Source organism: Nostoc sp. C057, from assembly GCF_013393925.1.
GTDB lineage: Bacteria > Cyanobacteriota > Cyanobacteriia > Cyanobacteriales > Nostocaceae > Nostoc > Nostoc muscorum_A.
The window spans coordinates 4,932,038-4,954,272 of sequence record NZ_CP040281.1; the positions used below are offsets into that span (position 1 = coordinate 4,932,038).

Here is a 22,235-nt window from a genome sequence, read left to right on the forward strand (position 1 = left end):
TTACAAAATTTTCTGTAACTGAACTGAGCATCAATAAATATAATTATTAAAGTCGTCAGTTGTCAATTATTAATGGTCAGCAATAAGTATAACTGACCATTAATACCGAGTAGGAAAATATAAATTTATTTTTTATACCTACTCACTCGGATTTATTGTTAGTTACTTACCTTGTTGGTGGGGCAACAGTTGTTTTAACAACTACACTTTTCACGCCTTTAATTTGTTTAGCTAAAGTTTCAATTTTAGCCAACTCTTGCTGATTGTTAACAGTTCCACCAACAGTCACAACTCCATCCTTTGTGGCATCAACTGTTAGTTGACCCTTGGGTATGTTTGCCTCTAACTTGGAGCGAACTTCACTTGCTAAGTCACCTTTAGCTCTATCCGCATCGCCACCAGTGGTATTATTGCGCTGTTCGCGGGCACGGATATCAGAATCAAGTTGTCTTCTGCGAGTTTCACTTTGTGCGTCTTTCTGAGAAGCTTCTGTTGTCTGTACAGTCGGTGATTGTGGAGCTTCATTAGGATTACCTGGTGCAGATTCACTTGTTTTAGAAGCGTTATCACAAGCAGCAACACCAAAAACTAAAAGGGTGCTAATTAAGAAGGGGGTTAGCTTTTTCATAGATTTAATTCGCAATCGGAAAGTGAAATTTGTTGTTTTTACGGTGAAGTGAGGAGCAAGTTTTTGAATTCTTGCTCTTGCAATTGTGTGTAATTAGTGAGAGTGAAAACTACTTTGGATTAAAGTGTTTCATCACGACGGTCAACAATCACTACAGCAGGATCGTTAATATGAGGCTCTGTTGAGTGATTGGGGTGAATTGGATTAGCTACTGCTGTGTCATGATGGATTACTCGGTCGGAACCTGGCCGATGTTCGCCTAAATCAGTGGCATCATAAATAGCAAATTCTTCAATACCTCGACGGTTGAGAATCGCTTCAGCTTGGTGGATTTCAGCTTGGGTACCATCGATAATTACCAAGTAGTCGCCTCTTTGGAAGCGATCGCTATATACCCGCGCTCTGTCTTCAGGAATTCCCAAGCCAACCAATGCGCCAACAATACCGCCAGCAGCTGCACCGATCGCACCACCAGCTAAGGTTGTGGCCAAAGCTGTTGCGACTGCACCACCAGCAATCACAGGCCCAACTCCAGGAATTGCTAGAGTTCCAAGACCAACTAATAAGCCAGTTAAGCCGCCTAGAACACCGCCTGTAGCTGCTCCAGTTTTAGCACCATCGTCTGCTTTATTACCTGTTGCGACATTTCTATCTACATCGACACCAGCGATCCCACGACCGTCTGTATCTTTGGCGATGATGGAGACTCTACTTAAGGGAAAACCTGCATCTCGTAATTCTGTGAGTGCTGCTTCTGCATCTCGGCGATGAGGAAAGACTCCGATCGCGCGTCTAGCAACACCACTATGAGCCACATTTACGTTATGGGTTGGAGCGACATAATCAGCATTTCTCGCATCTGGGTTGTCGTAAATACCAAACTCTTCGACACCACGCTGATGGAGAATTGCTTCTGCTCTAGCGATTTCTGTATCTGTGCCATCAAGGATTACTAAATAGTGTCCTCGTCTTACACGTTCATCATAAACTCTAGCTCGTTCTTCAGGAATTCCTAAACCAATCAATGCACCAAGCAAACTACCAGCTACCGCACCGATCCCTGCACCAGCAAGAGTTGTAGCTAGAGTAGTTGCTGCGGCTCCAGCCAGCATAATTGGCCCAATTCCAGGAATTGCCAAAGTACCAAGACCGACTAATAAACCAGTTAATCCGCCCAAAGCACCGCCTGTAGCGGCTCCAACTTTAGCACCTTCATCAGATTTATCACCGACGCGATCGCGCACTTCAGCACCAGCAATATCTTCTCTGTCTCCATCTTGGGTAATGACAGAGACTCTGTTCATATCAAAGCCGACTTTTTTCAATTCATGTAGCGCATGTTCAACATCTCGACGATTAGAAAATACACCTACAGCACGTTTATGTACACCTACAACCATTATCTTTTTCTCCTCAGCAACAATAAATTATTCACAAATTTATAGCTTGTAATACCCTTATTAATACATGTTTAGATTTTTGTTTCATCAATCGCTTGGAAGAATTTTTATCTCTATCATTAGGTATAGGTGGTTTTATCTAAATGAGTATTTATAAAATCATGCTTTTATAAATACTTAGATGTTCTAGCTCTAAAATTTTTGCTAGATATTGACATAAAAAACATCGATTCATTATGTCTAAAATAGTAATTCACCCTTTTAAGAACTGCTGTGTACTTAGATTGTTTTTTATATATCTCACTTTTATAGTAAAAAACTTATTTTGTAAAAATGTGACAAAGTTAGCAAATTAAAAAGTTTTATTTAACTAAAAAAATAAATTTTAAAATACGACCTTTGGTAAATAAACCTATTACCTAAGAAAGTGTCAGCTTAGATAGTTGATAATTAAGCTGATAAATAAGCCATTTTATAAATGGGTATTTAATTGAGTGAAAGTGAGAAAATATTATGTTTCAAAGTGTTCCAACTATTTTAGGATTAGCGCCAATAACCTTAGCTCAGGAAGTACTAACTCCAGAAGAAGCATCAGTACTTTTTTCTGGGCCTAAATTCTTGGTAGCATTGCTGGCTGGGGTTTCGATGGCATTTGCTTTTCAATTGTTATTCACAAACTTTTCAGTTGCTGTCGGAATTTCATCTTGGGAAATTGATTCAGATTCCGATGATGAGTCAGAAAGTTTGGGTAAGACAATTCGTAAGGTTCAAGGCAAAGTTGGCGCTTGGGTGTTAATAACTGCGAGCATTGCATTATTTATTGCTTGCTTTCTAGCTGTAAAACTTAGCTTAATCGAAAGCGCATTCTTAGGAGCAATTATTGGTGTAGTCATCTGGTCTACCTATTTCTCACTAGTAATTTGGTTGGGTTCATCAGCCGTAGGTTCTTTAATTGGTTCTATCTCTAATACTGTCACTTCTGGTTTTCAAGCTTTAATGGGTACAGCAACTGCTGGTATCGGTGCTAATGCTGCAAAACAACAGTTAGTTTCGACTGCGGAAGATATTACAGCCGCAGTTCGGCGGGAATTAACTTCAGGTTTTGATTCTGAAGGGATTAAAAATACTCTCCAAAGTTCTTTAAGTTCTCTGCAATTGCCAAAGCTGGATGTTAAAGAAATTCGCAACCAATTTGACCAGCTTCTTAAAGATACAGATTTGCAATCTGTTGCTAATAGCGATTTATTGCAAAACATTAACCGTCAAACATTTGTTGATTTAATCAGCACTCGCACAGATTTATCTAAAGAAGAGATAAATGGCATTGCTGACCAATTTCAAGGTGCTTGGCAACAAGCTTTGAATCGCAAAAATCCCACAGAACAAGTAATTAATTTACTTAAGTCTGCTACTCCTGAAGAATTGAATTCCGAACAATTGGGTGAACGGCTTCAACAACTGGTTACAGTTGGAGGTGGTAATGGCAATGGTGTAATTAAACAAGCTATTAGATATGGTTTGAGCGCTGCCGCACCAGCAGTTCTCGAACGGGTCAATCTTTCTAATATCGATGTGAATAAAATTACAACTCAGTTGCAAAAGCTGAAAGAAAAAGTTCAAGATATCGATGTAGAACAAGTAACAGAACAATTTCAAAAGTTTAGAGAGCAAGCCACTGAGCAAGTATCTGCAAAATTGCCAATATCACTTGAAAACACGATTAAAGCAGATGTCGAAGATTACATATTGAATTCATTCCCTTGGCATTTTAATCGAATTACGCTAGTAGATGAATTTAAAGAAGTCATCTATGACGTAAACGCAGATCCGACAACTGTAAGACGAGAGTTGGAAGAAATAAATCAAGAATATTTCACCAACTTGCTGAACCAGCGAGACGATCTCAGTGAACCCAGGGTGAAAGAAATTGCCGAACAAATGGAAAGCGATCGCTTGGAAGTTTTAGAGACTGTAAAACAGGCCGAAGCGCGAGAAAAAGGGCAAAATTTCCGCACGCGCATCGAAGATTATCTCCGTTCCACTGGGAAAGAAGAACTCAACCCTGAAGGTATTGAACGGGACTTTGCCAAGTTAGTAGAAGATCCAGAAGCTGGTTTTGAAGATTTAAGTAGCCGCTTCGGACAATTTGATCGCGATACTTTTGTCCAATTGCTGCAACAGCGTCAAGATGTCAGCGAAGAGGAAGCTAATAATATTGTTGGTCAACTCGAACGCAACCGCGATAATATTTTGAATCGTGCTAGAGAATTGCAAGAACAAGCAAAAGCGAAAGCCGATGAACTGCGTCAAAGAGTTGAAAACTATCTGCGGAATACTAACAAAGACGAACTCAATCCCGAAGCTATCAAACGTGAGTTTAGAGTTTTACTAGACGATCCGCAAGCCGGAATTAGCCTATTACGATCGCGCCTATCGCAATTTGACCGCGACACATTGGTACAACTGCTCAGTCAGCGTCAAGATTTGAGCGAAGAACAGGTAAACCAAATTCTCAATCAGCTAGAAGCAGTCCGAGATAGTATTTTGCAAGTACCGCAGCAAGCAAAAGAACAGTACGAAAAAACTACAAAAGCGATCGCCGAATATCTCCGCAATACCAACTTGGAAGAACTTGATCCCGAAGGTATCAGAGCCGATTTGGAAAAATTACTCGACGATCCCAAAGCTGGAGCCTTAGCACTGCGCGATCGCTTATCTCATGTCGATCGAGAAACCTTAGTGCAACTCGTGAGTCAGCGCGGAGACTTGAGCCAAGAGCAAGTTAATCAGATCATCGATCGCGTACAAGATGCCATTGGTGATATTGTAAGAGCGCCGCGACGTTTAGCCAAGCGTACTGCTCAACAAGCCTTAGATTTTGAAGCCAATCTTGAAGAATATCTGCGTAATACCAACAAAGACGAACTCAACCCTGAAGGAATCAAACGCGATTTACAATTGCTGTTGTCTTCTCCCCGCGCTGGAATTGGGAGTTTGAGCGATCGCGCCTCAAAATTTGACCGTTCCACAATTGTGGCGCTGTTATCCCAACGTGAGGATATCTCAGAAGAAGAAGCTAACCGGATTGTGGATCAAATTGATTCTGTCCGCAGTTCCATTGTCGAACAATTTCAGCAGATTCAGCAGAAAGTGCAATCAGTGCTGGATGGAGTTTTTGCCAAAGTTCGCAACTATCTTAACTCCCTGGATCGTTCTGAACTCAACTATGAAGGTATTAAGCAAGACTTTGCCAAAGTATTCGACGATCCGCAAGCTGGATTTGAAGCATTGCGCGATCGCCTGAGTGAATTTGATCGTGACACCTTAGTTGCTGTGATCAGTTCTCGTGAGGATATCTCTGAGGCAGATGCTAACCGGATTATCGACCAAATAGAAGCAGCGCGGGATGGCGTATTGCAACGAGCCGAACGCATCCAGAAAGAAACCCAAAAACGTTTGAAAGCGATCCAACAGCAAGCTAAAAAGCAAGCCGAAGAAAGCAAAAAAACCGTTGCCAATGCTGCATGGTGGATATTTGGGACAGCGATCACTTCCCTTTGTGCCAGTGCGATCGCAGGTGCGATCGCTGTGACTGGGCTAACTCTTCCTGGGTAAAATATCTCTGTCATCGATAATTTTAAGAAATAGAGAGTGGGATTCAGTTTATACAAATGAATGCCACTTTTTTTATAAGAATTTATCAGTAAGGATTAATTTAATTCCTAATGGTCAAAACAGAGTAAATAACTGTGTTCAAGCCAGATTGATCCCCTTATTTCATTCAATAGCTGAACATACATACAGTTATTGTAAGTTGTTACAAATGATAATTTATGGTGCAATAAAGAAAACATATATTGAATCGGCACACCTCTTAAGGAAGAGCTATAGAAATAATAACTGCCGTAAGATTAATATCCTTGCATTATCAGATAATTTTAACTATATCTATTTCTACAAAGTATGGGCTACAGGCAATAGCACAGAGGCGTAACCAGCAGTCACTACAGATATTGACAACCTAATGGATTAAACCAGGCATATTACAGATGAACAATGATGAATTTAATTCAACGTGCCACCTCACAGAATGTCAGCAGGCAGAGGAGGCACTACAACAGCAAATTCAATGGCAGCGATTGGTGATGGCAATTGCCCAGCGCATCCGCCAGAGTTTGAATTTGGACAAGGTTCTCAATACCACCGTTACTGAAGTCCGTCAATTCCTACAAGTAGATCGAGTGTTCATGTATCAGTTTGAACCAGACTACAGTGGGGTAGTGGTGGTAGAGTCTGTTGATGATCGTTGGATTGCTATCCTGAATACCCAAGTTCAAGACACTTATTTGATGGAAACTCGCGGCGAGGAGTACAGACATGGGCGCATCCAAGCTATTGCAGATATTTATACAGCAGGTCTGACTGAATGCCACCGCGATTTACTTACTCAGTTTCAAGTCAGGGCAAACTTGGCGGTTCCAATTTTGCAAGGAAAAAAATTGTGGGGATTATTAGTTGCTAACCAGTGTGCAGCACCCCGTCAGTGGCAGACGTGGGAAATCGATTTTCTTAAACAATTGGCAGTACAGGTGGGCATTGCCATCCAGCAATCTCAACTTTATGAGCAGGTACATACTGAACTCGCTGAACGCAAGCGGGTGGAAGCTGGTTTGAGAGCGCGTGTGCGCCAGCAGGCAGCCGTAGCTAAATTGGGTCAGTTAGCTCTAGCTAATATCGACCTTTACACATTAATGGACGAAGCTGTTGTCCTGGTAACTCAAAGCCTTGAGGTGGAATACAGTAAAGTTTTAGAAATGCTGCCAGATGAGAACAGCTTATTCTTGCGATCGGGAGTTGGTTGGCAGCCAGGGCTAGTAGGAAATTTTAAATTAGAATTAGGTGGAGGAAATGAGACTCAGGCTTCGTATACACTACTTTCCCATGAGCCAGTAATTGTTTGTGACCTGCGGAAAGAAACACGGTTTCAAGGACCACCGCTATTAATTAACCACTCAGTGATCAGTGGCATGAGCGTCATCATTCAAGGTCAAAAACAACCTCTGGGTGTTTTAGGCGCACACACAACTAGACAGCGAGAGTTTACCCAAAATGATATTCACTTTTTGCAAGCGATCGCTAATGTGTTAGCTACGACCATTGAGCGCAAATGGGCAGAACAGAAAATCCGCGAACAAGCAGCTTTATTAGATATCGCTTCTGATGCGATTATCGTGCGAAATTTCCAAAACCAAATTTTATTCTGGAATCAAGGTGCAGAACGTCTATATGGTTGGGAAGCTCATGAAGCTTTGGGAAAGAACCTGGAGGAGTTGCTGTGCAAAGAAAGCTCACAGCAGTTACAAGTGGCTTTAACAAATGTTACTAACTCTGGCTTATGGCAAGGTGAGTTACATAAAGTGACAAAGGGCGGCAAAGAAATTATCGTGGAAAGCCGATGGACACTGATGCGTGATGAAGCAGAGCAACCCAAATCCATCCTCTGTGTTGACACCGACATCACAGAGAAAAAACAACTCCTGGCCCAATTTCTTCGTGCCCAGCGCCTAGAGAGTCTTGGCACGTTGGCAAGTGGTATTGCCCACGACCTCAACAATATTCTGACACCCATTCTTTCCTCAGTGGAAATGTTAGCGCTCAAACTTCCCAATCTGGATGCAGGCAATCAACAACTGCTGAAGCTTCTTGACCATAACTCTAAACGGGCGGCAGATTTGGTCAAGCAAATTATGACTTTTTCTCGTAGGTCTGAAGGCAACGGCATTTCTTTACAAATAGAACACCTACTGTTAGAAATTGAGCAAATTGTCCAAAGCACATTTCCAAAATCGATCGCAATTATTAATAATCTACCTAGACATAAACTCTGGACTATCTTGGCAGATCCGACTCAAATTCATCAGGTGTTAATGAATTTGTGCGTCAACGCTCGTGATGCAATGCCCAAAGGCGGTACATTATCTATCTCTGCGGAAAATTTATTCGTTGATGAAAATTTTGCCAAGATGAATCTAAATGCTCAGGTGGGCCCTTATATAGTCATAACTATTTCAGATACAGGATTTGGGATTTCTCCAGTAATTTTGGAGCGAATTTTTGAACCATTTTTCACAACCAAAGAACCAGGCAAAGGCACTGGCTTAGGTTTGTCAACTGTGATTGGGATTGTCAAAAACCACAATGGTTTTGTGAAAGTGTCTAGCGAGGTAAGCAAAGGTTCCCAATTCCAAGTGTACCTACCAGCTTTGAACAAAAGTACAAAGCAACAAACAGAGAACTTGGAATTGCCCAATGGCAACGGAGAATTAATCCTAGTTGTAGATGATGAAGCCGCTATCCTAGAGATTAGCAAAACTTTGCTAGAAGACCACAACTACAAAACCTTGACAGCTATTAATGGCATCGAGGCAATCTCATTATATGCCCAGCATCAAAATCAAATCAGTATGGTGTTGATGGATATGATGATGCCGTCAATGGATGGGTTAACTGCAATTGGCATAATGCAACAAATGAATCCACAAGTCAAGATTATGGGCATCAGCGGCATGGTGACAGACAGCCAAATAGTCGAGGCTGCTAACGCTGGTATCAATATATTTTTGAAGAAGCCTTACACTTTCCGTCAATTATTACACGCTATTAACGACTTCTTGAGCGAGCCATAGTCTTAAAAATGGGGTTAGCTTGGGTTAAGGCTAAAAACTAAAACTGGCGTAGTAGTCTGTCCCATTAATTTTGCTAGGTTTGTAGTAAGCACTTTAGTGCTTGAATGTTTGAGGACTAAAGATCCTTACTACAAGCGTATTTACCCCTCAAATTTAATGAGACAGACCAGTAGTGGTTACTCATGTTCGATCGTGCTGCGTATACATGAGAAAATCAGGTAATACAATCGCAATACAAGCGATCATGCCAGGGAAGGAAAAAAGATGTCGGAGAATTTGAGAAGCCAAGTAGTGACGCAAGGAGTGCAGCGATCGCCAAATCGAGCTATGCTGCGTGCAGTTGGTTTTAAAGATGAAGATTTCAACAAAGCCATTGTCGGTATAGCCAACGGTTACAGCACCATCACTCCCTGCAATATGGGGATAAATCAACTGGCGCAAAGGGCAGAGGTGGGGATTAAAACCGCCGGAGCGATGCCACAAATGTTTGGCACAATTACCATCAGCGATGGGATTTCGATGGGAACAGAAGGGATGAAATATTCCCTCGTGTCGCGGGAAGTCATCGCCGATTCCATTGAAACCGCCTGTACTGGACAAAGTATGGATGGTGTACTAGCCATTGGGGGTTGTGATAAGAATATGCCAGGGGCAATGCTAGCGATCGCCCGGATGAATATCCCTGCAATATTCGTTTACGGTGGCACAATTAAACCCGGTCACTACAACGGACGCGATTTAACCGTTGTCAGTTCTTTTGAAGCAGTTGGTCAATACAGTGCGGGAAAAATTGACGAAAAAGAATTATTAGAAGTCGAAAGTCGCGCTTGTCCTGGCGCTGGTTCTTGTGGGGGAATGTTCACGGCTAACACCATGTCTTCAGCATTTGAAGCGATGGGAATGAGTTTGCCCTATTCTTCCACAATGGCAGCCGAAGATGCTGAAAAAGCTGACAGCACCGAAAAATCAGCCTTTGTGTTAGTCGAAGCCATCAAAAAACAAATCTTACCTCGCCAAATTATCACCCGCAAATCTATAGAGAATGCTATCTCTGTGATTATGGCGGTGGGTGGTTCGACCAATGCCGTGTTGCATTTTTTAGCGATCGCCCGCGCCGCGAATGTAGAGTTAACCCTAGATGACTTTGAAACAATCCGCGCCCGTGTTCCTGTTTTGTGTGATTTAAAACCAAGTGGTAAATATGTCGCTACAGACTTGCACAAAGCTGGTGGCATTCCCCAAGTCATGAAGATGCTACTCGTGCATGGCTTATTGCATGGTGATAGCCTGACCATTAGCGGGCAAACCATTGCAGAGATATTAGCAGACATCCCCGAAGAACCATCCGCCAATCAAGATGTGATTCGGACTTGGAGTAACCCAATGTATGCTCAAGGACACTTAGCCATCCTCAGAGGTAATCTGGCAACGGAAGGGGCTGTTGCCAAAATTACTGGCGTGAAAAAACCAGTAATTACTGGGCCTGCACGGGTGTTTGAGTCGGAAGAAGCTTCTTTAGATGCAATTTTGGCGGGTAAAATTCAAGCTGGTGATATTTTGGTTATCCGCTACGAAGGGCCTAAGGGTGGCCCTGGAATGCGAGAAATGTTGGCTCCCACCTCCGCAATTATCGGGGCTGGTTTGGGTGATGCGGTGGGATTAATTACCGATGGGCGCTTTTCTGGCGGTACTTATGGCATGGTAGTTGGTCATGTTGCTCCAGAAGCAGCCGTTGGTGGTGCGATCGCACTTGTAGAAGAAGGCGATAGTATTACGATTGATGCACCTGCACGACTCTTGCAGTTGAATATCTCCGAAGAAGAATTGGCCCGTCGTCGTGCTAATTGGCAACCCCCCGCTCCACGTTACACCAAAGGCGTGTTGGCGAAATATGCCAAACTGGTATCTTCTAGCAGTATCGGTGCTGTGACAGATTTGGATTTGTTTTAATTAACCTGACAACTGTGGCGCAAGTTCGCCTTTAACAAGGGGATTTTGCCCCTTTTCTGGTTAATTGAGAGCGTCGCTGCATTTACGCTGTAATAGTTGGATCTAGCGATCGCCAGGAAGTTGCAAGGTTCAAGGAGGCAGGAGGCAGAAGGAGTAAATCAGTAGGGGATTCGACCCTTACTGATAGCGCAGCGTAAAGCCTGCGGCATAGCAACTCTTAGAGACGCTACGCGAACGCTTAGAGCGAGTCTGCGAGCGTCTTTAGAGCCACTGAACTCTCGTACCCTGCGGGAAGCTAACGCAACAGTGTTCTTGTCTTAAACCCTTGCTCCAGATGGTCGCAGCAGAAAACACAGGGCAGTTTTCCTCCTGCCGACGCTCGCGGACTCGCTAACGCTGCGCTATCCTGCCCTCTGCCTCCTGCCTTCCTTGATAAACTCAGTAGCTCCTTTGCGATCGCAAGCATTGGTAAAAAAACTGCTGTATCAAAACAACTTGTCAGATGAAATAGTATTGATTGCCTCTAAGTTTTGAAGCTATTGAAGAGAGATGTTCTGTGTTTATACCAGATTTTTACCTAAATTTTATGAGTTTTTGTAAAAATTTTGAAGAAGTTTCAGGAAATTTACATAGAAGATGTGATGTCAATCGATATACTACAGAAATACAATTGACCATCAACTGCTGAAAAACCTAAAAGGGCACAAAATGAGTTCTGAATCTAACGTCAAACTGACGATCGCTCTTTCTAATCCAGACTTAGATGCAGAGGAACAAGAACGGGAAACACGGAATCTGCTGCGAGACATCAAAGAATTAGATGTAGAAAGTGCTGAACTTGTAGCAGTTACAGAAATACCTCAAGGAGCCAAATCTGTTGGTGGCTTTTTGGTAGGAGTGTTGCAGGCCGAGGTTAGCCTTGCCAATTTTAAGAAATTGTTGGGATTTTTGGGCGATCGCTTGGGTAACAAAACCATTGAATTAGAAGTCGAGGCTAACGGTAAGAAGCTCAAGGTGAAAGCTAGCAGTCAGCAAGAGTTAAACGCTGCCATTGAACAAGCTCAAAAGTTTATCGCGGGCAACTCATAAATTCCATTAGCAAGGAAGAATAGGGAGATGGCAAAAGTAGCACTGCTAATCGGAGTCAGTGAGTATGAACCTGGTCTTACTCCATTGCCAGCAGCGACAAAAGATGTCGAGGCAATACAGCGAGTTTTAGAGAACCCAGAGATTGGCGGTTTTAATGATGTCAAAGTGCTGCTGAACCCTCAACGGCATGAGATGGAGGAAGCGATCGAAATCTTGTTTGATAATCGTCAAAAAGATGACCTCGTGCTGCTGTTTTTTTCTGGACATGGCATTAAAGATGAGAGTGGTAAGCTTTACTTTGCAGCTCGTAATACCCGTAAAACTGACAAGGGAGTACCAGTTAGGGCAACAACAGTACCGGCTAACTTTGTCCATGAGGTTATGAGTAATAGTCGCTCCAAACGCGAGATAGTGATTCTTGATTGTTGCTTTAGCGGCGCATTTGCAGAGGGTATGGCGGCTAAAGATGATGGTTTTGTGGATGTCAAAAACCAATTGGGTGGAGAAGGGCGAGCTGTTCTCACATCTTCGACTTCAACTCAATTTGCTTTTGAACAGCAAGGGGTAGATACCTCAAATTACACCAGCTACATAGTTGAGGGGTTAGAGACTGGTGCAGCAGACCGCGATGAAGATGGTTGGATTTCTGTTGATGAATTGCATGAATACGCTGCCAAGAAGGTGCAAGAAAGTACGCCAGCCATGAAACCAGAGATATATCCTGTCAAAGGTGGCTTTAAAATCAAGCTTGCAAAAGCACCAAGTAACGATCCCAAACTCACATATCTTCGAGAAGTTGAGTATTGGGTAGAGGGCGGGAACGGTAAAATTTCTGTTGCTGGTCGCACTGCATTGGATGCATTACGAGAGACCCTGCAACTATCATCTGAGGACGCTGCTGCAATTGAAACTCAGGTTTTAGCACCTATCGAAAACAAAAGGATAAAATTACAGCAATATGAGCTAGCGTTCCGTGACGAGATTAGACAAGGGTTTCCTCTCAGCGATAGAACTGGTGCTAATTTGAAACGTCTTCAGCAAGCGTTAGGACTTAGAGATGAAGATATAGCCCTAATAGAAGCTCCAATAATTGCTGAACAGCCACTTACCCCACCTCCGGTAATTGTCAATCCCCCACCTCACGAACCTAGCAAATTTAACTATATAGCAGCTAGCATTATCGGAGTAATCGGATTAGTTATTGGCGGTACTGTAGTCTACTTTTTTAGACCAGGAAGTAAATCTCAACCTGTAGTTCAGCCAATAGAAAACTCCTGTACCAAAGAGGAGTTTACTTTAGGTGATAGAATTAGCTTGGGTGAAGAAATTTTATTAAAACCAGATACAAACCCAGATAAAAAAGCTGGAGTTCAAGCATTTGCTAACAGTGACTGTAAGACTGCTATTGAAAAATTTGATGCTTATCGAAAAACTAATTCCACTGACCCAGAAGCATTAATTTACTTAAACAATGCTAAAGCTCGCCAGAAAGTAGATCGGCTCAAAATTGCCGTGAGCGTACCTATCGGTACAACTCAATCTGTCGCAGAAGAGATACTACGCGGTGCAGCTCAAGCCCAAGATGAAGTAAATAACAGTGGCAGTGTTAATGGCAAACTATTGGAGTTGGCGATCGCTAATGATAATAATGACCCAACCGATGCCGTACAGATTGCCAATCAGTTTGTTAAGGATACCAAAATTTTGGCTGTGGTTGGGCACAATGCCAGTAATGCTTCTATACCCGCAGCTTATGTCTATCAAAAAAACGGGTTAGTGATGATATCTCCTACCAGTTTTGCCCAAAACCTCTCTAATACTGGTAATTATATTTTCCGCACTGTTCCCAATGTTAGTTTAATGGCAGATAGCCTGTCTCGTTATGCTATCAAAACAATGAAGAAAAACAATATTCTTATTTGTGTTGATTTTAAAGCAGTTGACAATCAGTCGTTTAAAGAGGAATTACTCACAAAAATAACGGCTGCTGGGGGCAAGATTAATACTACAAATTGTGATGTTTCTTCCTCTAATTTCAATCCTAGTGCAGTCATTTCTCAGGCTATCAATAGTAAGGCGGATGGTTTGGTATTAGGTCTATACATCGACCAAATTAAGAAAGGTTTAGCAGTAGCAGAAGCTAATAAAGGGCAGTTAGCACTATTCAGTAGTCCCACACTTTATACAATTGAAACATTAGAAGTTGGGAAAGCCAATATCAACGGTATGGTACTCGCTGCGCCTTGGCATCCCGCAGCATTTCCTGATAATCCTTTTTTAAAAAATTCTCAAAAACTTTGGCGTGGGCGTGTGAATTGGCGAACGGCTACGGCTTATGATGCAACTAAAGCAATTATCGCAAGCTTGCAGCAAAATAGTACACGTGAGGGATTACAACAAGTACTGCACAGCCCAAGTTTTTCAGTCGATGGTGCTACAGGAAAGATTCAGTTTGCACAATCAGGCGATCGCATAAATAATGACATCTTTTTAGTTAAAGTTCAACAAATACCTGGCACTGATAAATACGAATTTGTGCTTATCAAACCTTAGTTTTGCAGTTTTACTTAATAGCGATCGCATCACAACAGAATTTGCCAAAGTTTTGATTTCTGTCTTCTGAATGGCTAACCAATTATTAATATTATCCTTACCTTGCCCGTGTTTTTAACAGTGCTTGCTGCTTGAGACTATCAGGTTTTTTCCTTCCCTTTACGCTTTACCTCAAAAACCGAAAAGTATTGAAGTGGAAATTACTCTAGCATTCAGCACGGGCTAAACGCCCCGCTACCGCTAACAGCACTCATTATTGTTGTTGAGTAGAAATTTGAATGACAAACTCTGTGCCCTGTCCAAGTTCTGAAGTGCAGGAGAGTAAACCGCCATGTCCTTCTACCACAATTTGACGAGCGATCGCTAATCCTAATCCAGTGCCTTTTCCTACAGGCTTGGTAGTGAATAAATGGTCAAATACTCGTTCCTTGACCTCCGGTGACATCCCCACCCCGTTATCGGCAATCTTAATCAAGATATTCTGACCTGAGTTTGCTACACGGGTTTGAATGGTGATGCAATTGGGGTTAGCTAGAATTGCTTCCAAACTCCGCTCTGTATTGTATTGTTCAAGTGCATCAATGGCATTTGCTAATAAGTTCATAAACACTTGATTAAGTTGTCCAGCAAAGCATTCGACTAGGGGGAGTTTGCCATAATTCTTCACCACCTCAATTGCCGGACGATTTTCGTTAGCTTTTAAACGATGTCTCAGAATTAGAATAGTGCTGTCAATGCCTTCGTGAATATCAAAGGGAACTTTATAATCCTTATCTGCTCTGGAAAAGGTTCGCAAACTGGTACTGATACTACGAATACGGTTAACACCCAATTTCATCGATTCCAGTAATTTGGGTAAATCTTCACGTAAATAATTAAGGTCGATGGCATCAATTTCGTCTTTAATATCTGAGCCAGGATTAGGAAACTTCTCTTGATAAAGATTAATCAGTGCAAACAAGTCTTTAATATAATCTTTGGCTGGTTCAATGTTGCCGGCAATGAAACCAATAGGATTGTTGATTTCATGGGCAACACCTGCCACCAGATTACCAAGAGCAGACATTTTTTCACCTTGCACTAATTGCAATTGCATCGTTTGGAGTTCTTGTAAAGCTTGTTCTAATCGTTGCTTCTGCTGTTGCAGCAATTGTTTTGCTTCCTGGCTTTCGGTTATGTCTTCAGAAGTACCAAGAATACCAAAAATATTTCCTTCTATATCTTTTAGAGGAATTTTATTTGTGTTTGACCAGATTTTTTTTCCATCTGCTTGCTGTAATGTTTCGATAATATTGAGTTCAGCTTGTCCAGACTCTATGATCTGGCGATCGCACTTTACATACCAATCTGCTTCTTCACGAGTCCAAGGTAGATCGTAGTCCGTTTTACCAATAACATTTTCTGGCAATTCTACACCCGAAGCTTGAGCAAATTTCTGGTTACAGCCTAAATAAACACTATTGCGGTCTTTCCAGAAAACAGACTGAGGGATATTATCCATAATTAACCGCAAGAATTGTTCCGTCTGTCCCAGGTTTTCTAGAGTATTTTGTGCTTGCTGATAAAGTTGAGCGTTTTCTAAGGAGATTGCAGCTTGAGTACATAACAAATTGAGAATTTCGACGCGATCGCTGCTAAATGCCCCAGCAACCAGATTGTTTTCTAAATACAAAATCCCTAATAGTTTACCTTGATAGATAATCGGTGTACACAGCAAGCTTTTGGGTTGCTGACGCATAATGTAGGGATCAGCCATCAACACCGGATGCACTGTGGCATCAAGAATAACGGTAGGTTGCAGGCTGCGTTTAACCGCATAAATTAGGCTATGGGGAATGTCTGCGCTATCTTCTACAAAAATGGACTGTAACAACCGTGATTGCTGCCCAACTTCAGTAGTTGCCTCAACTAGCAATCTACCTTCTTTGAGCAGTAGTAACGCACACTTATCTGCTCCAGCATTTTCAATTACCACTTGTAGCAGCTTCGTAAGTAATTTATCCAGTTCAATTTCACTGGAAAGAGTCTGAGAGGCTTTGAGAACCGTTGCCAAATCTAGCATTACTGATGCACTGCTGCTAGATGTTACTGATTTATTAGTGCTTGAGTGCAAGGTAGCAATGCTGTCAATATTTGCGATCGGCGATACTCTTTCAGAATCACTTCGTGAACGCGTCTGTTGTAAAATAGGCGCTAGAAGCTGTGGATAACGTTGTTCTAAATCATCAACTTTGGCTTTAGCACCCCAGCGAGTGTAACAATAGTAAGCATTAATCAAATATTCTTGGGCAATGCGTTCTTTGCCCCATTCTAAATAAAACTTAGCTGTGAGTTCATTAGCAAGAGCTTCCTCGTTGAGATATTCGTTTTCTTTGGCTTTAGCAATGGCGCGATCGTAATACTCAATTGCCTCAGCTTTTGCCCCCAAAACTCGACATTTTTCTGCGATAATTAAAGCATGGCGGTGAGCCTGATTATTTGGTGCATAAGCCGCCCAATTGCTGAGTTTTTCTTGATGGCCCCTCACCCGTTCTATAATGCTGATTTGGTCTGTCTTACTGGCAGTTGGGTAAACCGCTAATCGAACTAGTGCATCGTAGAAGTAAAACAGAGGAACCATCACTAGTCCTGTGATTGCACCCAAATACGGTTCTGCAAGTTTGGCGTTTTGTAGAGCTTGTTCATAGTCTTGGAAAAGGTAGGAAAGGAAAAGTTTATTGAAATAAACCTGATATAGTCCTGCTCCCTGATTAGTTTTGACGTAAAGCTGAATTATTTCATCTTCATGGCAGTATTCGCCAAGCAATCGCTCAGGTTCAACCACAACCTCCAACAAATTGACTACAACCTGATGATAAATACTTTGTGTGTGCAGACAGTTATCCTGGCGCAATTGCTGAATGACCTTGCGATGCACTTCTATCGTTTGTCTTAAGGCAGATAGTTCTTGACCACTCCAGTAAGCTGTGTAGCAATAGCACATCAGGCTGAGAGCGACATACTCGATATCACCGCTTTCTAGCCCACTGGCGTAGGCTTGCAAATATCCTTCCAAGGTATATTTTGCAGGTTCTTGCCAATGTCTGAGGAAGCAGTTAAAGGCAAAAATTGTTTTAGCAGTTAGCTTGGGGGCATGGATGCGTTGCATAAGATTCATCCCCAGTTGCCCAAACCGATAGCCTGCGTCAATATCTCCCAATGTGGCAACCAAGGTCAACCCATACATTACATAGCCATGAGTCGATTCTGGAGCATTGCCGTATTCTACTGATAAATCGAATTCGGCAAAGATCACCAGGGGCAAAAGTTCAGGAGCAGCTTGATAAGCCGCAGAAATAATACTGGATAAAATAACCATTGCCGCTTTTTTCTCCGGTGCGGCTATTTGCGGTAATTCCAACAAAGATTCGATTGACCTGTCATTAAGCAAAGTTTGGGTGTGCCTCAGTGCCTGTTCGATGTCTGCTGAGGTGGGTTGTTCCGGCAAATGCACTCCCAGATGCTTGAGGATTTCTCGTGCTAATTGCAAGGCTTCTAGCTGTTGATGTTGTGCCATACAAGCCTGGATTTTAATACTGTAGATATTTACTCGATCTAGCCAGGATTGGGCATGATTCAGTACTATCTCAGCTAACTGTTCCATCTGTTCAAAATCGGTGCAGAGGTAAGCTGATTCTGTTGCTCCTTCATACAAAATGAGGGCGAGATTGTATTGGTTGTGCCAGCAATTACTCGTTAGTATGGCAATACCTGTGTTGAAATAGTTTAAAGCTGCTGCATAAGCTGTTGCACCCTTGGCTTTATGTCCAGCCGCCAGGTTTAGCTGCGCGAGTTCCTGTTGCTCCTGTTGATCACTAATCAAAGTGATCCCTTGATTAAGGTGGTTGACGATCGCAAAAATTTTCTCATCTCGTTCATTGACAGTCGTCGCTTGTTGCAGCAAACGTCCAATGTGCAGGTGAGTAACTTGCTTTTGATTGTCAGGAATTAGTGAATAGGCAGCTTGCTGAATGCGATCGTGAAGAAATTTGTAAATTGTCATTTGTCCTTTGTCATTCGTCCTTTGCAAATCACTAATGACTAATGACGAATCCTGATAAAACTTATAGACTTCATTAGTAGGAATAATCAAACCATCTTGGACAGCTTTCCAAAAGTCTGCGGCTGTTTCCATCTGGGATTTTTCATGGACGATCGCTAACGTAGCTAAATCAAATTGATTTCCGATACAAGCCGCTAATTTCAAAACTTTTTGAGTTTCTGGTGACAACTTTTCAAGCTGAATTGCCATAAACTCTACTACATCATCAGTAAGGGCGAGCGATCGCACTTGAGCAACATCACATTCCCAATAACCACCATCAAAATTAAATGTAATTAGTTTTTCTTGATGTAGAGCTTTGAGAAACTGGGTGCTGAAGAAAGGATTACCTTTGGTTTTGCTCAATATCAACTCTGTTAACGGTGTGGCTAACGCTAGGGAGCAACTCAATGTATCTGCAACCAAGTGATTAACAGACGTTTGATCGAGAGGAGTTAAGGTAATTCTATTGACTGTAGCACCCAACTTCTGAATCTCTTGCAAAGTCAGCATCAGGGGATGTACTGGATTAACTTCGTTATCTCGATAAGCACCAATTAATAGTAGATAGCCGATGTCAACTTCACTCATTAACAAGTGCATTAACTTTAAAGAAGCAGAATCTGCCCATTGCAGATCGTCAATAAAGATCGCCAATGGATGTTCTACGGCAGTGAAGACTTGAGTGAATTTCAAAAACAGCGATTTGAAGCGATTTTGTGCCGCACTCCCAGAGAGTTCCGGCGCAGGAGGCTGTTTACCAATCATACTTTCCAGTTCTGGAATCACCTCAATCATCACTTGTCCGTTCTCACCCAAAGCAGAGAGAATTTTGCACTTCCACTCCTCGAATTGAGTGTCAGTTTCACTCAGTAGTTGTTTGATTAAGTCTCGAAAGGCTTGCACAAAGGCAGAGAAAGGAATGTTGCGCTGGAATTGGTCAAATTTACCTTTAATAAAGTAACCCCGTTGTCGCACGATTGGCTTGTGGACTTCGTTAACCACAGCAGTTTTGCCAATACCAGAGAAGCCTGCTACTAACATAATTTCAGTGCTTCCCTGACTGACTCTCTCAAAGGCATTCAGTAAACTTTCAACTTCGTCTTGGCGACCATAAAGTTTTTCTGGGATGATGAAGCGATCGCAAATATCCCGCTCACCTAATTGAAAGGATTTGATTTCTCCAATTTCTTGCAATTGAGACAAACATTTTTCTAAATCAAATTTCAGCCCTAATGCACTCTGATAGCGGTCTTCAGCATTTTTCGCCATCAATTTCATCACAATGTCACAAAGAACTTGGGGAATCTCTTCTTCCCCCCTGCCCCCTGCCCCCTGCCCTCTGCCCCCTAATTTTTCTGGTTCCTTGGCAATATGGCAGTGAACCAACTCCATCGGATCGTTAGACTCGAAGGGTAAGTGTCCAGCCAGCAATTCATAGAAGGTAACGCCGAGAGAATAGTAATCACTGCGATAGTCTATTCCGCGATTCATCCGTCCGGTTTGTTCCGGGGAAAGGTAGGCAAGAGTACCTTCTAAGACATTAGGACTGTGAACTTCTTGGGTTTCTCTGGATAAGAGAGAGGCAATACTAAAGTCAATCAACTTGACTTGCTTAGTTTCTGGGTTGATGAGGATGTTAGCAGGCTTGATATCTTTGTGGATAACTCGATGGCGATAGAGTCCGTCAAGAATATTGCTCAGAGCGATCGCAATTTCCAAAAACTCTGTCAAAGTATATTGCTTACCCCTTATTGTTTCATTCATCCAATCTCTGAGGGAAATACCACCAAAATCCTCCATCACCAAAGCATAGCTGTTGCGGTAAGGTTCCAGGCTGTAGGGATGGGCAATACCAGGTAGGTCAATATTTTTAGCGATCGTGTATTGATTGCGGAATAGCAGTAGATCGTTGAAGGTAGGATACTCCTGCTGTAGCAGTTTGATTACAACCGGAAGTTGATCAGCCTCTCGAATTGCACGATAAACTAAGGTTCTAGAGCCTGCATAAAGTTGTTCGCTAATTCGATAGTTAAAAAGCTTGTCCATCGGCTTAACTGCTATATTCATACTTCATCAACTCTTCATAAATAGCTATTTATTTAAAGTATTGTGCCCAAAAACCTGCTTTTGCTAACGCAATTACATTTTGTAACGGAGATTTAACACCTAAACTTTGTTAATAAGTACAATAAAAATTGAGCTAAGATAAGCTATGACTCTTCAAGAACTAGAAAATCAAATCCTGGCACTACTTCCAACAGAAAAAGCAGCAATTATCCAAAGCCTAACTCAAACCATCAACATCGGGGCAAAAGGGATCACGAAAACACCAGGTATTTGTGGTGGAGAAGCTTGTATTGCTGGGACTCGTATTGCAATTTGGCTATTAGTTGAAGCACGTCGTTTGGGAATTACTGAAGTCCAACTTTTGCAAGATTATCCTCATATTGGCGCGGCTGATTTAGTTAATGCTTGGATATATGCAGATGCTTATCCTGAAGAAATTGAAGCTGCGATTCGGGCTAATGAGGTTGCTTAAATCATGGCGCGTTTATACGCTGATGAGATGTTCCCACGTAAAGTTAGTGAACTGTTAAGAACAATGGGACATGATGTTTTAACTGTACAGGAAGCTGGTAACGCAAATTTAGGTATTCCAGATGACGAAGTGTTAGCCTTTGCAATCGCGATAATCGAACTGTAATAACACTAAATCGTCAAGATTTTATCAAACTGGATAGAAGCTCACCTAAACATTTAGGTATTATTGTTTGTACAAATGATACTGATAGGTTTCGAATGGCAACTCGAATTAATGAAGCAATTAATCAAGACGAATCATTGACAGGTAACTTGATTCACGTTGTACGCCCTACCAGTTGAAAATAATTGAAGCTCGTCTTCAATTTGTTTTGAGCTTCTCAAGCAAAACTTCCCCAATTTCCGGTAAAATCAAGTTCTGAGGATTGTGGAATTGGGAGAAATTTGGGGTGCCTACACTTGGCGTTAACATTGACCACATTGCCACCATCCGGCAAGCGCGGCGGACGGTAGAACCAGACCCAGTAGCGGCGGCGGTGCTGGCAGAATTAGCGGGTGCTGATGGAATTACGGTGCATCTGCGCGAAGATCGGCGACATATCCAAGACCGGGATGTGCGTATATTGCGGCAAACAGTGCGATCGCATCTTAATTTAGAAATGGCCGCAACAGAAGAGATGCTAGCGATCGCTCTGGATATCAAACCAGATTACGTGACTTTAGTCCCCGAAAAGCGCGAAGAAGTCACAACAGAAGGCGGACTAGATATTATTGGCCAAATTGCTAGAATAGGTGAGATAGTCGATAAATTGCAAAGCGCTAGCATTCCAGTTAGTTTATTTATCGATGCCGAACCAGCACAAGTTGAAGCATCTGTCAAGGTACAGGCGCAGTTTATCGAATTGCACACCGGACAATACGCTGAGGCTAAAGATGAAACAAATCGCCACCGAGAATTAGCCATATTAGCTAAAGGTTGTCAACAAGCGATTCAAGCTGGATTGCGAGTCAACGCTGGTCATGGACTCACTTACTGGAACGTCTATCCGGTGGCTGCGCTTCCAGGCATGGAAGAACTGAACATTGGTCATACCATCATCAGTCGGGCAGCATTAGTAGGTATAGAAAGGGCAGTCCGCGAGATGAAGCAAGCTATCAGAGGTGACAGGGGATAGGGAATAGGGAATAGGGGAAGAAACTATAACCTGTAACCTGTAACCTATAACCTGTAACCTATAACCTGTAACCTATAACCTGTAACCTATAACCTATAACCTGTAACCTGTAACCTATAACCTAGAGGG

The 22,235-nt window shown here is 42.3% G+C and carries 10 protein-coding genes and 1 pseudogene; 8 read left to right on the forward strand and 3 right to left on the reverse strand.

All coding sequences use genetic code 11. From position 1 onward, the window contains the following. Positions 1-166: 166 nt before the first annotated feature. Together FD724_RS21050 and FD724_RS21055 are read right to left on the reverse strand one after the other, a co-directional pair. On the reverse strand, positions 167-628 hold the full coding sequence (locus FD724_RS21050) for a BON domain-containing protein (RefSeq protein ID WP_179073989.1): 462 nt from the start codon (positions 626-628) through the stop codon (positions 167-169). Positions 629-747: 119 nt separating this feature from the next. Further along, positions 748-2,028 carry a histidine kinase gene (locus tag FD724_RS21055; protein ID WP_179073990.1) on the reverse strand — a complete coding sequence of 427 codons (1,281 nt, stop codon included), beginning with the start codon at positions 2,026-2,028 and terminating at the stop codon, positions 748-750. 513 nt (positions 2,029-2,541) lie between these two features. On the opposite strand from FD724_RS21055, the gene FD724_RS21060 reads away from it, so the two are divergent. The 5 genes from FD724_RS21060 (at position 2,542) to FD724_RS21080 (ending at position 14,306) form a co-directional block, all read left to right on the forward strand. Further along, positions 2,542-5,643, forward strand: a complete 3,102-nt coding sequence (locus tag FD724_RS21060; RefSeq protein WP_179073991.1) for an MFS transporter — start codon at positions 2,542-2,544, stop codon at positions 5,641-5,643. A gap of 434 nt (positions 5,644-6,077) precedes the next feature. Beyond that, positions 6,078-8,714 (forward strand): GAF domain-containing protein, encoded by a 2,637-nt coding sequence (locus FD724_RS21065; RefSeq protein ID WP_179073992.1) that lies wholly within the window; start codon positions 6,078-6,080, stop codon positions 8,712-8,714. 264 nt (positions 8,715-8,978) lie between these two features. After that, complete coding sequence (ilvD, locus tag FD724_RS21070; protein ID WP_179073993.1) at positions 8,979-10,664, forward strand: dihydroxy-acid dehydratase; 1,686 nt, start codon at positions 8,979-8,981, stop codon at positions 10,662-10,664. 708 nt (positions 10,665-11,372) lie between these two features. Then, positions 11,373-11,753: a hypothetical protein gene (locus FD724_RS21075; RefSeq protein ID WP_179073994.1), complete on the forward strand. Its 381-nt coding sequence runs from the start codon at positions 11,373-11,375 to the stop codon at positions 11,751-11,753. Between the two features lie 27 nt (positions 11,754-11,780). Next, the gene (locus tag FD724_RS21080; protein WP_179073995.1) at positions 11,781-14,306 is read left to right on the forward strand and encodes an ABC transporter substrate-binding protein; all 2,526 of its coding nucleotides are present in this window, start codon (positions 11,781-11,783) and stop codon (positions 14,304-14,306) included. 253 nt (positions 14,307-14,559) lie between these two features. Here FD724_RS21080 and FD724_RS21085 read toward each other — a convergent pair whose 3' ends face one another. Then, entirely contained in the window at positions 14,560-20,457 is a 5,898-nt protein-coding gene (locus tag FD724_RS21085; RefSeq protein WP_179073996.1) for an AAA family ATPase, read from the reverse strand. Positions 20,458-20,602: 145 nt separating this feature from the next. Between FD724_RS21085 and FD724_RS21090 the strand changes: the two genes are divergently transcribed. From FD724_RS21090 to FD724_RS21100, 3 genes and pseudogenes are all read left to right on the forward strand, one after another. After that, a complete protein-coding gene (locus FD724_RS21090; protein ID WP_094344177.1) occupies positions 20,603-20,929 on the forward strand; it encodes a DUF433 domain-containing protein in 327 nt (108 codons plus the stop codon). 3 nt (positions 20,930-20,932) lie between these two features. Next, a pseudogene (locus tag FD724_RS21095) lies at positions 20,933-21,273 on the forward strand (DUF5615 family PIN-like protein). A 107-nt stretch (positions 21,274-21,380) separates the two neighbouring features. Continuing rightward, positions 21,381-22,106: a pyridoxine 5'-phosphate synthase gene (locus FD724_RS21100; protein WP_179073997.1), complete on the forward strand. Its 726-nt coding sequence runs from the start codon at positions 21,381-21,383 to the stop codon at positions 22,104-22,106. Positions 22,107-22,235: the final 129 nt, after the last annotated feature.